This window comes from Novipirellula aureliae (assembly GCF_007860185.1).
In the GTDB taxonomy this organism is placed as follows: Bacteria; Planctomycetota; Planctomycetia; order Pirellulales; family Pirellulaceae; genus Novipirellula_A; species Novipirellula_A aureliae.
The window spans coordinates 138,360-153,649 of the sequence record NZ_SJPY01000008.1; the positions used below are offsets into that span (position 1 = coordinate 138,360).

At 52.6% G+C, this 15,290-nt stretch carries 12 protein-coding genes; 5 read left to right on the top strand and 7 right to left on the bottom strand.

Annotation, left to right across the window (positions count from 1 at the left end):
• Positions 1-67 precede the first annotated feature (67 nt).
• From Q31b_RS22850 to hisN, 3 genes are all read right to left on the bottom strand, one after another.
• The gene (locus Q31b_RS22850) at positions 68-1,141 is read right to left on the bottom strand and encodes a WD40 repeat domain-containing protein (RefSeq protein ID WP_146601982.1); all 1,074 of its coding nucleotides are present in this window, start codon (positions 1,139-1,141) and stop codon (positions 68-70) included.
• Between the two features lie 153 nt (positions 1,142-1,294).
• Positions 1,295-1,696 carry a hypothetical protein gene (locus tag Q31b_RS22855; RefSeq protein WP_146601983.1) on the bottom strand — a complete coding sequence of 134 codons (402 nt, stop codon included), beginning with the start codon at positions 1,694-1,696 and terminating at the stop codon, positions 1,295-1,297.
• 357 nt (positions 1,697-2,053) lie between these two features.
• Positions 2,054-2,869, bottom strand: coding sequence for a histidinol-phosphatase (gene hisN / locus Q31b_RS22860; RefSeq protein ID WP_146601984.1), 816 nt, complete (start codon positions 2,867-2,869; stop codon positions 2,054-2,056).
• A 147-nt stretch (positions 2,870-3,016) separates the two neighbouring features.
• On the opposite strand from hisN, the gene Q31b_RS22865 reads away from it, so the two are divergent.
• Together Q31b_RS22865 and Q31b_RS22870 are read left to right on the top strand one after the other, a co-directional pair.
• Positions 3,017-4,123, top strand: a complete 1,107-nt coding sequence (locus Q31b_RS22865; protein WP_146601985.1) for a hypothetical protein — start codon at positions 3,017-3,019, stop codon at positions 4,121-4,123.
• A 212-nt stretch (positions 4,124-4,335) separates the two neighbouring features.
• Positions 4,336-5,262 carry a family 43 glycosylhydrolase gene (locus Q31b_RS22870; protein WP_197172120.1) on the top strand — a complete coding sequence of 309 codons (927 nt, stop codon included), beginning with the start codon at positions 4,336-4,338 and terminating at the stop codon, positions 5,260-5,262.
• 186 nt (positions 5,263-5,448) lie between these two features.
• Here the strand turns inward: Q31b_RS22870 and Q31b_RS22875 are convergent, their stop codons facing one another.
• The 4 genes from Q31b_RS22875 to Q31b_RS22890 form a co-directional block, all read right to left on the bottom strand.
• The gene (locus Q31b_RS22875; protein WP_146601987.1) at positions 5,449-6,519 is read right to left on the bottom strand and encodes a glycoside hydrolase family protein; all 1,071 of its coding nucleotides are present in this window, start codon (positions 6,517-6,519) and stop codon (positions 5,449-5,451) included.
• Between the two features lie 802 nt (positions 6,520-7,321).
• On the bottom strand, positions 7,322-8,260 hold the full coding sequence (locus tag Q31b_RS22880) for an ABC transporter ATP-binding protein (protein ID WP_146602132.1): 939 nt from the start codon (positions 8,258-8,260) through the stop codon (positions 7,322-7,324).
• Positions 8,261-8,379: 119 nt separating this feature from the next.
• Positions 8,380-10,524 (bottom strand): hypothetical protein, encoded by a 2,145-nt coding sequence (locus Q31b_RS22885; protein ID WP_146601988.1) that lies wholly within the window; start codon positions 10,522-10,524, stop codon positions 8,380-8,382.
• 231 nt (positions 10,525-10,755) lie between these two features.
• Positions 10,756-11,019, bottom strand: a complete 264-nt coding sequence (locus Q31b_RS22890) for a MazG nucleotide pyrophosphohydrolase domain-containing protein (RefSeq protein ID WP_231617801.1) — start codon at positions 11,017-11,019, stop codon at positions 10,756-10,758.
• A 419-nt stretch (positions 11,020-11,438) separates the two neighbouring features.
• Here Q31b_RS22890 and Q31b_RS22895 point away from each other — a divergent pair, with 419 nt between their 5' ends.
• From Q31b_RS22895 to Q31b_RS22905, 3 genes are all read left to right on the top strand, one after another.
• Entirely contained in the window at positions 11,439-12,596 is a 1,158-nt protein-coding gene (locus Q31b_RS22895) for a sulfotransferase family protein (protein WP_231617779.1), read from the top strand.
• Positions 12,589-13,887: a 3-keto-disaccharide hydrolase gene (locus Q31b_RS22900; RefSeq protein ID WP_146601990.1), complete on the top strand. Its 1,299-nt coding sequence runs from the start codon at positions 12,589-12,591 to the stop codon at positions 13,885-13,887. The genes Q31b_RS22895 and Q31b_RS22900 overlap by 8 nt, the downstream gene beginning before the upstream one ends.
• 576 nt (positions 13,888-14,463) lie before the next feature.
• Positions 14,464-14,946: an Hcp family type VI secretion system effector gene (locus Q31b_RS22905; RefSeq protein ID WP_146601991.1), complete on the top strand. Its 483-nt coding sequence runs from the start codon at positions 14,464-14,466 to the stop codon at positions 14,944-14,946.
• Positions 14,947-15,290 lie beyond the last annotated feature (344 nt).

Sequence of the window (15,290 nt, forward strand, 5' to 3'; positions counted from 1 at the left end):
TGGAATAGGCATCCCCGGTTTGGTGGACACCCGATCCTTTGGGAGAGTAGTCTTGCGTTGTCAGTTACTAGCGATCGATACGAACGTCGCCTTCGGCGATTCGGCGTTCCGAGCGGTTCCATTCATGGATACTCCAACGCCGCAGGGTAGCGTCGAAGCCGCCTGAAAATAGCATTCCAGCAGTCGCTGTCAAAGTTGAGATCGATCCGACATGGCCTTCGAGCGTGTGGCTAATCGATCCTTCGTCCGTGTTGACAATACGGATCGTATTGTCCGAACCGGCAACCGCAACATGTTGGCTGTCAATCACGGCGACCGCAAACAAACGTCCGCTGGTTACTTGCAACTGCTGAAGCACTTTATGTGTCTCGGTATCCAACACGATCACTTTACCATCTTCGCCAACGGTGACGACCGAGTTGGCATCTCGGTGAAAGGCAATATCACGAATGCGGCCGTCGTGTAAATGCTTGTCAATCATCAAGCGGCCTGTGATCGGGTCAAACAAATGCAAATCACCACTACGTCCGCCCACTGCAATCACTTTTCGATCGTCTCGATAAGCGACCGCACGCAGGTCGTTACAATCACAGGAAAACTTTGGTGTTTGATCCGTAGGACGGCCCAAGATATACACCTTTCGATCAAAACCAACCGCAGCCATTTCGGGAATTCCCGGTGCAAAGCAAACACAGGCTAGCGCCGGAGTATCCTTCATCTGTTGAATCATTTCAAAATCGCGAGCCCGATCCCAAACAATCAATTGTCCATCGTTACCCGCAGAAACGAGCGACGTCCCGGCCGAGTTAAATGCCAACGTGCGAATCATGTCGCGATGGCCCTTGAGTGTGTGCATGACTCGCAGCGTGGTAACATCGAGGATACGAATCGCATGATCGTCACCGGCGACCGCCAACCATTCCCCGCGGGGGTCCGATGCAGCAGCCGTGACGACGACCGGCGCTGTCAAACCATCGATCGGCTCAAGCCGAATCGTACGGCTGGAAACCGAATCGTGAGCCAATGCCGTCACAACGGGTTGCGACTGAGCTGTTGCTGCAATCGGAATCGCAAGTCGGGCAAGCAGAATAAGAACGAAAAGTGTTGCGGTTGACCGACTTAGCGAAAATTGACGAATCATCGGATCCTCCTAAAGCGGAGCCACCAAGCAAAAGCGGCTCTTCCATGCGATATTTCCCTGAGTGAACGGCTACAAGTTCGCGCAGACGCTCATCAGTTAAATATCGGCGGCTCCAAGAATCGTCATGACCCGAATAATCGGAAAAGTCGAAAACTAAGCGGGTGTCGTGCTCAGAATAAAATCAGCCGTGTAGTGCAGCAGCAAATCACGGTCGTCGTCGGAGCGAATATTGCCAAAAAACGGAAATTGCAATTGGGAGGGTTGATCGCCAGCATGGACTTCGGCAAAAACATAGGGAGACGAGCGGATCTCGGCAATTTTCAAGTTTAGCACCACTCGCTGACCTTCGTAGATTCGAGTGATCGTAAAAGATGAAAAACCATAGTAGTCAACATCACATGAGGAATATTGGAAATCAATTTCAGCTCCCTTTAAAGCCGACTTCAGCCAACGCGCGGCCGACGACACGACATCAAGCGTATCCGAGGGAGAATGACGTTTCGTTTCAATCAAGAGCATTAAGTCTTCGATCGGACTCGGGTCGCCGCTTTTCATGGTTGTTCCATTTCTTCATTGATATTGGAAAAGAGCTCAGTGGCCGTTGAATCATCGGGGTGTGGATCTTGTGAAAGATCCGGGCGGATGGCGATCTTTCACAAGATCCACGACCGTCAACCCTATTCTCATTCTTGGTCAACCGCTAGTGTCAAAACTGCACCCCACTTTGTCAATCCGAGCCGAGTGCGTAAGAGGGCCAATGTTAACCTTTTTGAGGCCCCTGCGACAATTTAACCGTGCGGACTTGAAGAAGGTAAGAAATGGAAGCCAAAAGATGACGGTCTCATTCTTGATATTGGGCCTCCATGTTGCCTGAGGAGCACCAGCCCCTCTTGATCGTGCGAGTGTCGAAAATCACTCGGACTCTAGCCGACGTAGGACCGCGTCGTGTAGGTGGCCGTTGGTGCCCACACCGTTGCCGCCGCGAACGGTCGTATCACCTTGCCAATCACTAAATCGTCCACCCGCTTCCGCCAAGATCGGCAGCATCGGTGCGACGTCCCACGGATTGCAGATGGGGTCGACCATCAAATCGGCTCGTCCCGTGGCGACCAACAGGTACCCGTAACCATCCCCCCAGCTCCGCGTTACCCAAGCCTCTTGTTCGAGTCGCTCGTAGGCCGAGGGTGAGCCGATCGCTGCGAACGAATCGACTTGGCTCGTCACAAAGACGGCTTTGGATAGATCGCTTGTCGAGGACACGGATGCCTTCGACCATGCTGTCTCCGACCCGGTCCGATACCAGCATCCATGACCGGCGGCCGCGACGATCAATTCGCCAAGGGCGGGGATGTAGATCGCTCCGCCGACAGGAGTGCCTTCATATTCGAGCGCCAAAAGCGTCGAGTATAGAGGGACGCCGCAGACAAAGGATTTCGTTCCATCGATCGGGTCGACAACCCAGCGATAGGGACTATCGCCGGCTTGTTCTGCAAACTCTTCCCCTTGCAGCGTATCGCTGGGGAACCGATCCGCCAACATTTTTCGGACAAGTTGTTCCGTTTCGCGGTCCGCGATCGTCACGGGTGAATCGTCTTGTTTCGCATCGACCTTCAATCCACTTTTTCGAAAATGGGTCAACGTGTGCTGGCCCGCTGCGGTAACGACTTCAATCAACGCCATCAGCCGATTATCGTGAAGCGATTGCCATCTATTGGGATCGGTTGTCATGATCGATTCTCATTGTTGTCGCAGGTTGAAATGGTGAATGATCATCTTAGGGGGTCCCCTCAGGTTCATCAATCGGCACGACGGCGGTTAAACCGGCGGTTAAAACAGGTGTTACCAATCGCCATGATCTAAGCTATAAATAGACGTATGAAACATCGACTTGCACCGCTGCAATTCTTGCCCCCCTCGATCAATACGTCGTGGTTCGTTCCCTCGGATGATCCGAATTCCGTTTCGATCAAACGTGATCTCGGTAGCGACGTCTGCTTACCGCTTCCGCTGTTTTGGTATGATCCGGCTTGGTATCAAGTGACCGTGGAACAGGCGGACTTTTTGGCCGTCGCGGTTGCTGAAATGGATGTGCTGGTTTCTTGTTTACGAAGTGACGTCTCAGTCCCAAGTCGTGATTCCATCTTTCATGCGGGGCGGATGGTCGATGCTGAAGCGAAGACGAAACGACGCTATGGGCGTCTGGTCCCCTATCGCAACGAGCGCTACGGTTTTTCGGTCGCTGATTTTGATGACGCTTCCATCATCGATTTGAGAATCGTTGTGGCACGAGATTTCTCGGGGCGGTTTGCCTACAGCCCTGCCCAAATCCAGCGTTGGGAAGCAACTCCGACGACTGCACCGGTTGCTGGAGGTGGATGGATTCCGGCGGCATCCTTTCCACCGGACGTCGTCTCGATGGAGCATCTGACCAACAAAATCAGCCAACTCCGCAATTTGGCTCCTTCCGCAGCAATCTTTCTCTCCGTCGGGCCGTATCGAATCGATGAAGAATTGCCAGCCCTGGTCAACGCAAAACCAGACGGTTTGATTCTTCGCCTGGATGAGCTTTCCGTTGAGGGGTTGCAACTCGCCGAGATCCTTTGCCGAACTCGTCAATTACTTGATCAGTGCGGTGGCGAAGCGATTCCGTTATGGGTGGTCCCAGGAGAGATCTCACCGGACGATGCTGTAAAGCTCGTTGCGATGGGAGCATCAGCGGTTGCCATCGATGCGTGGTGCAACGAATTGCTCGAGCAAACCGAGAGTGCCCAACCGCATGAGTCGATGAACGAGCATTCGTTGACGATTCGCTCCCATCAATATGATTCCCGCTGGGGCGATTTTGCCACTCACGTCGTCGGTGATCGTATCGAGCGTTTTCGAGGCCTTTTCGAGTCACTGCAAAATATCGAAAAAAAGGAGCGTTTGGGAAGCTACGATCCCGATTGGGTAAAAAGCCTCGGTGTTAGGCAACTCCGTTAGCCGAGCTAAAACGTTTAAAACTTATCGTCCGAGTGATAATGAATTTTAAAACGTGACCTCGGCCACTTCGGGTGATATAATCCTACCTGTCGATGGAATTGAAGTCGATGGAATTGAAGTCGATGGAAATCAAGTTCCCTATCTGTCCACCTACACGGCGTTATTAAAGAAACGTCTAGACCATTCATTCGAGCAGTATGACGAGAAAATCTGTGAAACAAACCATCCTATTTTTAAGCGCGTTCATTCTTTCAACCGCCCCCGCGTTGCAGGCACAGGAGCGAACCTCCAACCCGTTCGTCAAGCACATGTTTACCGCCGACCCGACGGCCCGTGTCTGGGAGGACGGTCGCCTGTATGTCTATCCCTCAACCGACATCAAGGGAAAAGGTTATCGAGCCATGGATGGCTACCACGTCTTTTCCACCGATGACATGATCACATGGAAGGATCACGGCGAGATTCTTCATTCACGTGATGTGCCTTGGAGCGGAGGACCAGGTGCCATGTGGGCTCCGGACTGCGTCTACAAAGATGGTCTCTACTACTTCTATTTCCCTCATCACAATGTTGAAAAAGAGTGGGAGATTGGTGTCGCAACCAGCAAAAAACCAGCTTCTGATTTTAAGGTGCAGGGGTTTGTGAAAGGCGGCAATACCTTCTGCGATCCCAACGTGTTTATCGATGATGACGGCCAGGTCTATCTCTATGCGGTGGTAGGTGCGAAAACGTACGCAGCCAAGCTCAAAGACAATATGATGGAAATCGAAGGGGAAATGGTTCTGCAGACCGAACTCAAGGGCCACCGTGAAGGACCCTTCGTGTTTAAACGCAACGGGATTTACTACCTGATCTATCCGGACAGCACACCCGGTGGTCACCAGATGAATTATGCCATGAGCAGTAGTCCATTGGGGCCCTGGGAGAGCAAGGGCGTGTTCCTCGAGAAAACCAGCGCCTTGACCACGCATGGGTCGGTGGTGGAATACAAAGGACAGTGGTACCTGTTTTATCACAACGCTGACCTTTCCGGCGGAAGGAAAGCAAACCGGTCGATCTGTTTCGACAAGGTCACATTTAATGAAGATGGCACCATGAATATGGTTGAGCAGACCCCGAGTGTCCTTCCCGGCGAGTAAAGCCGAGTAAAGCTGTGGGCAACTCTGTCTGGGGCATTTGGAACCAACCAGAATGACTCAGGCGTAGTGGATCACAACCGAATCACTAGCCCGGAGGGCGACACACCCGCGAGGATGTATCTATCGGCCTCCGGCCTGAAAACAATGCGACGTCGGTCGAGAAGTGATCGATGGCCCGTTTCCGAATCATTCGGGTTCCCAGCCTTCAATTTTCAGATAGTACCCGGCCTCGTGACTGCCGTGATTCGCCAAAAACAGATATTCCGGTTTGCCGTCCTTCCAAAGGATATGGGGGCGTTCGGAGCGAGAAAGTTTTTTACCGAAATATTTCGCATCCGTGTTGTAACTGAGCTCGGGACGATCCCAGTGAATGCCATCCTTGGACTTGAACAAGAGTCCGGGGCGATTTCCACCTGGGCTTGAATTCGGCGAAGGACTGCCGCTGAGAGCACCGGCAACGTCTGTGCGATCTTCCAAGATCATGTAATACGTATCTTGGTAAAAGAAGGCATACGGATCCTCGATGTCACGCTTGAGTTCCTTGTAGCTGATTAGCGGATTTTCAGGATGATCGACATAGGGGCCTTCGAGCTGATCCGCAATGGCCACGGAGATTTCCCTGAACGCGGAGCCCTTTGACATGGATTTGTAATAGATCCTGAATTTGCCATCCCGGTCTACCAGGAAAGTAGGGTTGGAGGCATGGGCGGCGTTGGGGGTTCCTGCAGTCGGTTTAATGATGGGGTTGTTTGGGTTTTCCGTCCAAGGCCCATCCAACGATTCGGCCGTCGCCATCCCGATCGACTGCAGGCTGCCTCGTTCCACCGATTTCCACAAGAACACGAGCACGTAAGTGTCACCGACTTTAGAAATCTGTGGATTGTGGTAAGTCCGCTGGTCACTGGAGAACGGCGTGCCAATCAACTTGTAAGGACCCTCGATGGAATCCGCAACGTAGTGATTGATAATGCTTTTCGAACGCCAATATCCCATCCCATTCTCGCCTTTGTAAGGAATCGATGAATTGAAGATATGTAGCCGACCTTGCTCGTCGTAGATGGGAGCCATTCCCCAATTCCACCAGCCGTCCTTGGCCGGCAAAATGAATTTTCCGGCAACCAGCGACTTTCCAAACGCGGATTCCTTCATCGGTTCGTCGCTCAAGCAAAGCGAGGCGGGAGCCACAATCAAGCAACAGGTCAACAGAGCAAACTGGAAGCGGGAACCAGCGTTGAGTCCAAGTTTCAGCAGCGTCATTTATGTCATCCTCTCTAGGCAATTCTGCGGGGTGTTTAACATCGATTTTGAACCACTAACCCCCTCTAAATGAAAACATCAATTGTCTATCGACCGGATCCAAGTGCAGTGCACGCCGCCCAGAACGATGTGGGGTGAGTGAGTTTGTTTCGCCCATCTTAATCGTCTTGGTACCGATTTGGTACTGTTCACGCTTGGTTTCAACCCGATTGAAAAGAATCTTCTTGGTCGAGCCGCAAACATAATTAGCGGGAAGACGCAAGCGGGCTGTCGATTTAATCGTTTAACGCTTAGCCGAAAGCGTCAGCTTTTCCATAAGCGGTCGCCTATAGCTTGGCGTTAAACAATCAGTCGAGTCAAACCGATTAAATCGACAGCCCGCAAGCCCTCCGGTTCTCCGAACCCCTAAAGTAAAATTGTGGCAAAGCACTGGGGACACGTCGTGAGGCGTTTGGTCCGCAAGACCTCGGCATTGGGCGACGAGGTGGCAAGGTCAAAAAAAATGGGCCTTTGAACGGGAAGGGTGCCGAACGCACTCTCGACAATGATTTCCTAGATCGTAGAGGTCGTTTTGCTTGGCGTATTGAACGCTCCTGTTTCGGTGGCTGTGGGGGTTGGGGCCCTGAATTGCAATTTGAACCGCGACGTCATGCTCGCGAAGAGGCCGAACCGATCGAGGGTCGGGCGAACTCACGAACAAGCCATCCGAGCTCATCCGTTTTCGTCAACCATCGGCAGAGGTTCCAAGTGAGCACCCGGTTTCAATTGTATCTCGAATGACATAGTGCCTTCGAGTGGTGCATCACATCCGGTTGCTTGTTCCTCGTGTTAGCGCCATGAAGGCAGATTCGAGATCGAGTTGCTCTTCGCTAAAACGCCTCAAATCGATGCCGCCTTCAATCAGCAGCTTGGCTAGGTCGCTGTAGTCTTCCACCGTTGGTTTTAGGATCACTCGAATCGAATCGTCACCTGGTTCCGTGCCTTGCACCTTTTCATGTCCTTCCAGTAACTTCGCGACCATTTCGAGTTGCTCTCTTTGGACCGTTTGGATCACCAGAACGGTATGTTCGCGTACCATCTTGATGATCTCGGTCACTTTAGCGTTCTGTTTCAGTTCCCCGCAGTCGATAATACCGACCTTGTTACAAACGTCGGCTAATTCGGGCAGGATATGACTGCTAACGATAATCGTTTTTCCCATTTCGCCGAGTTTGCGAAGCAGGTTTCGCATCTCGATCCGTGCTCGCGGGTCCAATCCCGACAGGGGCTCATCGAGCAGCAAGACCTGCGGATCATGAAGCAGTGTTCGCGCCAGGCCTAGCCGCTGAGTTTGCCCGCGTGATAGCGTATTAGCGAATGCATCGCGTTTGAAATCCAGGTCGACGACGTCGAGCATTTCATCGACTCGGTCACGCCGTTTCTTGCCGTGAACGCGATACGCGGCGGCAAAAAATTCCAAGTACTCGACCACTGTCATGTCGTCGTAGACGCCAAAGAAATCGGGCATGTAGCCGACCAAGCGGCGAATCTCTTTTGGGTGCGTGTGCACGCTATGGCCGCACACGTAGGCTTCACCCCACGACGGTTCGAGTAGGGTCGCAATGATGCGCATCGTCGTTGTCTTGCCAGCACCGTTGGGGCCGATAAAACCGAAAAGGTCGCCGGCATCAAGATCCAAATCGATACCTTTGATGGCAAACGCGTCGCCGTACTTCTTTGTTAAGTCAACCGTCTTGATCACTGGGAACCATCGCTTCATTAGGCTTTGTCCGAAAAGGGGTCTGACCCTTTGGAGGACATTCGTTTTGTGAATAGTTTTCGGCTTGTCTGGTGAGGGTCAGACCCCTTTTCGGACAAAGCCTAGTAGGAAAATCTCTTGTGTTCAACGGGAATAACCAACCGCAATAATGTCAGATTCTGTGCTTCTAACTCGGTCACTGGATCGGCTTTGGCTTCAGGATTTGGCTCGAGCGATTGAAGCTGCGTGAACGGCTGGGCCAATCTGCCGATCAAGAGGCAGCGTTCACCGGTCAACAAGGAACTGAAATCGAGTGAAGACAAGACTTCGCTACGAAGGGTCGTGTAGCGATCGGCACCGACGACATCGTGGAACATCATCATTTCGGCAACCCGTCCAGGGTCATCGAACATGGTGGCGTCCCAAAGTTGAGTTTCTGTCGAACTTTCGAGGGCTCTTTGCCGCGACAATTGCCGCCGAAAATTCTTTTGCCGCAGCGATTCGATGGATTCGATGCGCCCGCCCGCTGGGAACCGAGTAGGCAAAAGATAGGCCCAGTTGCGATAGACCAGCATGCCGTTTAGCAAGTCAACACCAAGCGGATTGACGAGTTCACCTTGCAGTAGTTCACTACCGCCGCGGCGATACATGACAAGCTCGTTCGATACGTTCGGTTGAAATTTCGTTCGACTGGCGATCGATTTACTACTGCGAGGTGCCAACGGCATCGCAATCATGTTGCTGTTCAAACCCCGCTCGGGCGAACCTAGTGTGCTGGAGTCTTCGGCATTGAACTCGACCTGGTAAGTTGGCAACCGTGCATTTTCGCCTGTCACTTGGATCGAGCCGAACGAACGCCCGGGAAACCCAAACGGCGAGGTCAAAATCGAGGAGACGTTTGTTGACAACTGATCGAGTGATTCTCCTGGCACACTGGAAAGATTCAAGCGTCGAGCATCATGCGAATAGAGTACGGACCACGCCAACGATTCACCCTGCTGACTCTGCGAATCAATATCGACAAATTCGACACGATTTATCGGCATGCGATCTTTGTCCGAACTGCCAGCAATCGGACGGGCTTGCAGGACCAAGAATGCCGACATACCGATAGCGATAAGCGGAAATGTCAACCAACCGAGTAGCGGTTTTCCGAAGAGTCGATTGATGAGGAGATAATCGAGCGGGCCGACGAGGGCAATCAAGCTCAGGACAATCAGCGAAACGACCGAAAAGCTAAATCGACGCTGATTGGGGAAACGGTCCAATGTGGCTCGCATTTGGCCAGCGAGGTCATCGAATGCGGTGCCGCGATTTTTGCTACCCAGCGCCGGCTCGTCGGGCTCAACCAAGTCTTTGGTCAATTGCATAATGAACTCCAGCCGCTGCGGCCAATCGGCAAACGGGGCACGGTCCAAATCGGCAGCCAGCACGGTCAGTTTCCCAAAACCGACGACATACTCCGCTGCGACGGGTGTGCTGACTCGTCGATTGGTTCGCCCGATCACAATGGTCTCTCCCGCCCCTTTCGGAAGGTTTACGCCGGCATAAGGGGTGAGCAGCGTTTGCGTCGACGTAAATGTCTCGATCGCCGATGGGTCCATTTGTACGTTCATAAGCGTCTCGCTGGCCCGCCCATCGGGGGTCGGGATGAGGTCGACCAACCAAGGGGCTGCCGATTGCATCTGAGGAAGCGATTCACCCAACATGAGAAAGACGCGTCCGCCACCCACGATCCATTGCTGTATTGCATGTTGCTGGTTCGCGTTCATCCGGCCGAGAGTTTCGAGACCGGAGCCACCGATCATGACCAAGTCGACGCCGTCATAACCGATCGATCGATCAGGCAATTGGTCGGCGGAGGTGATGTTGGAAACAGCAACCGAGGCACTGCGACGAAGCAGGGCATTGGCGCCGATTGCATCAACGCCAAGGGGTTCGCCGAGCGAAACGATCCAGGGCATTGAGAGTGGAACCTCTCGCGTCGAATCGGCATTGGAGGACGCCGTGTCTGCAGGAAACCGGGTCACGATTCGAGCGTTTGCTGGCGAATCCTCACTTGTTTCGACGATTAGCGGAGCTTCCTGGGAGCCGGGGATCGCGTAAGCCCAGGGCGATCTCGCGGCCGCTTCTGACGTTTTCTGCTGGTTCGCTTGTACATATTCAACCGAAACACCGTCGCCGTCTTCGGTTTGAACGCTATGAATATTTGCGAAACCCTGCTCTGGGCCCGCTTGCTGCAGCCGAATTGCGGTCCAATGGCCCACCCGGAAATTACCTGCAATGCCAATCGAGACGCTTTGCTCGGGCGAGCCATGATCGATTGTCTGCGCAGACGTGCTTGTTGGCCCGATAGAGAGCGGCCCGATAGAGAGCGGCCCGATAGAGAGCGGCCCGATAGAGAGCGGCCCGATAGAGAGCGGCCCGATGGTTAACCACGAAACGACGATGGCGAAGAGGGCCCATCGTGTTCGGTGGTGTCTGAAAGAACACACCATTTAAGGCTTCTCCGAATCGGGGCATTCGCAAACCAAACGGCTGCATCCTGGACATCCACTGCCGTACTTGGCGACCAGTGCCGCGTTCAAGTCGACGTTAGCGACGTTGGCGATGGTCGCAAGCCAAGCGATCACGTCAGCGAATTCCTCCGCTAAATTTTCTTTGTCATTGCCCCGCAGGGCTGAAGCCAATTCACCCATTTCTTCCATCAGCCACATAAAGGTGCCGTCAACGCCGCGAGCGGCATCTTTCTCGAAATACATCTCCCGGATATGGGATTGCAGATCAGAGATCGACAGTTCGCGTTTTTCAGGGTCGGATTGGCTCACTGGAATCATCGAATTTGGCAGGGGGGGGAAGATCGTGCAACGCGTTTACATTCGCTATCGCGGCGTTTAAAGTTGCTTCGCATTGATTGCCGCTTCGCTCTCCGAGCGACAACCTGAATGCGGATAAGTGTAGCGGATAAAGCAGCTTTGTTGAGGTGATGGACGCAAATCTTACAAACCGGCGGCTTGGGACTGCACCGCGGAACTAGAAACAATTACAGTATGGGGAGCCGTTTGGTTCCCCGAAATCGCAGATTTCTACTGAAAGGCGAGCGGCGGGTGTTTTCTAGCCTGCCTGAGGATCTTTTATAGGATCCATTCCAAGAATTCTTATTCCTAGGCCTGATTCGCACGTGTCCGACCCCTCTGTACCTGCCGCGAAAACAGCAAACAAAACGGGAGAGCGTCCGTACCACCAATATCCATTTTATTCGCCTCGGTTTTGGCATGGCATGCTACCGATGGCTTGGTTGGGACTACTTCGACAGGGCCGATGCCGGGTCCACCCCACCCGCTGGACCGTTCTGATCGGCGTTTCCTTCGCAACACTCTTTAACTTGCTCTTTGCTGGAATCCAAAAACTCTGTTTTTTCAGGCGGCAGCGCAACGCGGAGCTGCATGGCGCTCCCGTGTTTATCATCGGACATTGGCGAAGCGGAACGACACTGCTACACGAGTTAATGGTCCGAGATGAACGGCTGAGCAGTCCGTCGACGTTCCAGTGTTTTGCTCCATCACATTTCCTGGCAACCGAGTGGTTCTTCCGGCGATTCGCCAACTGGTTATTGCCAGGCAAGCGACCGATGGACGACATGGCTGCCGGTTGGGATCGGCCTCAAGAAGACGAATTTGCATTGCTGACTCTTGGGCTACCATCGCCCTATCGCCGAATCGCCTTTCCAAACGACGGTCCGATCGATTTGGATTATTTGAGTTTTGACGGGGTTGCCGAACAAGATGTCAACCGTTGGCTTAAAACGCTTCGCCGTTTTCTGCTCAACGTCAGCATCGCGACCGGGCGACCTCTCGTCATCAAAAGTCCGACCCACACGGGCCGAATCGCCTATCTGGCCAAAGAGTTCCCCGACGCAAAGTTCATTCACATCACTCGCGACCCTCGAGCTCTCTATCCATCGACATGCCGATTGTGGAAGAGTCTCGATGAGGTTCAGGCGTTGCAGAAGCCCAATCATGATAACATTGGGGCGTATGTGATCGAGTGTTTTGAGCGAATGTATGCTGCCTTTCACGAAGGACGCAAAACGGTTTCGGAAGACCGGCTGATCGACATTCGCTACGAAGACTTGATCGCTGATCCTGTCGAAATGCTCCGCATGATATACACAACATTGCACTTGAGTGACTTTGATTCGGTTGAACCCATTATCAAACAGTGGGTGGAGATCGAGCACAAAGGTTACCAAACAAATCAACTTCAACTCGATTCCGATGCGGATGCGGAGATTCATTCGCATTGGGAAACCTATTTTAAGCGTTACGGATATGAATAAGTTCTCGACCCAAACCTCCCCGTCTGTTTCGTTAACAATTCTTGCGATTGGATTGGCCACAGCCGCGTCTCTAACGAATATTGGATGCCGTTCGAAGTCCGATCCCGCTCCTGCTGCGAACGAAACGCAAAGCGAAGCAGAGCAGGAGGTATTTGTGCCTCAGGCCTACGAAGCGACTGGCGAAGAATTGCTCGCTGCGCGTCTTGACCCCGAAGAGGCATCCGCCGGTTGGATTCGCCTATTCGACGGATACACGCTTTTCGGCTGGGAAATCGCTGGAAACGCCAATTGGCAAGTCGAAGATCAGACGATCACTGCGGATCAAGGCGACATTTGTCTGATCAACACGTCAATCCCGTGGCAGGATTACGAGTTGTCACTGGAGTTCAATGCCGACGAGAAAAGCAATAGTGGCGTCTTTCTACGCACCCCGATCCAAGTCGACGATCCAGCCGTCGAGTGCTATGAAGTCAACATCGCGGGGGTCGACCATCCGTTTACTACCGGTAGCCTGGTCGATCGGCAAAAGGTCAGCAAAGATGCTCCGGAGCAGACGTTTGGCGAGTGGCGGAAGATGCTCATTCGCATCGAAGGGAATCGAGTCCAAGTGAGTCTTGATGGCGTCTTGGTCACCGACTATACCGATCCCGAGCCCGAAGGCTTGCCAGCTGGCCGCATTGGACTTCAACATAACTCGGGACGCATCGCTTTTCGCAATATCCGACTTCGTCCACTTGGACTTGAAAGTTTGCTCGACGAAGAATTGTCCGCTTGGAAACCATTTCCTAATATGGATGCCGAGTACACCGTTACCCAGGAGGGGGCGATGAAGGTTCAAGGAGGCATTGGCCAAATTGAGACCAAAGACGTCTTTGACGACTTTGTGTTGTTGGCGGAGTACAAATTGGCAAAACCAGAAATCAATTCGGGGATCTTTTTCCGTTGTATCCCAGGCGACACAATGATGGGTTATGAATGCCAATTGAATGATGGCATGAATAACGGACTTCCGTTAAAGCCATCGGATTGTGGCACGGGTGGAATTTTTCGTCACCAAGACGCTCGAGTCATTGCAGCCACGGAGGACGATTGGTCAACGGTCGTCTTGGCGGTTCAGGGAGCGAAGATGGCTGCATGGGTCAACGGGGTCCAAGTCAGCAATTGGCAAGATGACCGCCAGGCGGACGAAAACCCGCGGAAAGGAAAGCGAACCGATGCGGGCACGATCATGATTCAAGGTCACGATGAAACCACCGAGCTTGAACTACGGCAGATCCAGATCACCCCGTAAGGGCGACAAAAAAATAACCTCCGCAAGAGACCGTCTATTAAAACGGTTCCACCTTAGATTCCGTGGGTTGATTCATAAATCCCCAATACAGAATGGTAGGTTTTTCAGTCATCGCAGGGCCAAAAGATTGTTTTTAGGTGCATCGACAATCTGAGGTTCAAAAATAAACCTCGGGAAAACAAGCCGTTTCACCGAGGCCAAGCGAGACATCCTTCCCGTCCTGGCCCCCGTTATCCCTAAGTAACCCGCTATCCTAAGTAAGCGGCTCCTCAGCAGAGCTTGCCTCCTTGGTCGATTGCGGAAGTTGTATTTTTTTTGACGCCCTAAGCAATCGCTACACAACGATAGTTCCCAGACCCTGTAACATTCCCGTAAGATTGTCGTCGTGTTCATCACGGATGAGACGAACCCACATCGGCACGCGGTTCGAATGGCGATTCGCTAGAAATCACAAAAAACTTTTTGTTTTACGCAACAACGGCGACTTCGCTACGAGAATAGGACTATCACTGGGGAGCATCAGCCCCCCAAAACTCAAACGGTTTTCCTTACTCACTCTCGCACAGGAACAGAAAAATGGCTGGCTACATGAAATTTGATGGCATCGATGGCGAATGCAAAGACGACAAGCATAAGAGCTGGATCGACGTCCTGTCGTTCTCGCAAGCGGTTCATCAGCCAGGTGGTGGAGCAACGGGTACGGCCCGTCGCCGTGGCGACGTCATTTTGGACGACATCAGCGTCGCAAAATTGCTCGACAAATCGAGTCCAAAGATCGCAGAAGCGGTTTGCAAAGGTAGGGTTTTCCCTAAGGTTGAGATTGAGTTGACCGCTTCCTACACCGATGCAGGTCGCGTGACCTACTATCGCTATGAGCTGAAGAATGTGTTGGTCACGAGCTACGCAATCTCGGGTGCAACTCAAAGCGAAGACGTTCCTACTGAAGATTTTTCGTTGAACTTTGAAGAGATCAAGGTTACTTACACCGAAAATGACAATGCTGGTAAGAAGAAGGGCAACATCGAGTACAGTTGGAAGGTCGAAGAAGGCACGACCTAAGAGCGAGCTCTTGTTTTTCCTCTGTGTCGATGGTTAGTACGAATTGCCGCGTCAGGTCATGGTCGCGGCAATCTCGTTATTGGCAGTCGCCTTTCGCTCCTAGTGCTGCGTCAAGATAGAACGATAGGGTTGCGTTTTTTGTGGCTGTGGCTGTGGTTTCCAGTCGCAGAACGGGGGCTGGAAGCTCCCGTCACGTTAATACCGCAATACCGCAACCTAAAGTTAAATCTGGACAAAACACTAGGAAGTGAAGAAATACTCTTTCATGTCGTCGTGTCTCCCCGCGACACGGAATTCCTCGTCTCGGCGGGATGCGGCTACTTCCTACACTCACAGCCAATCCG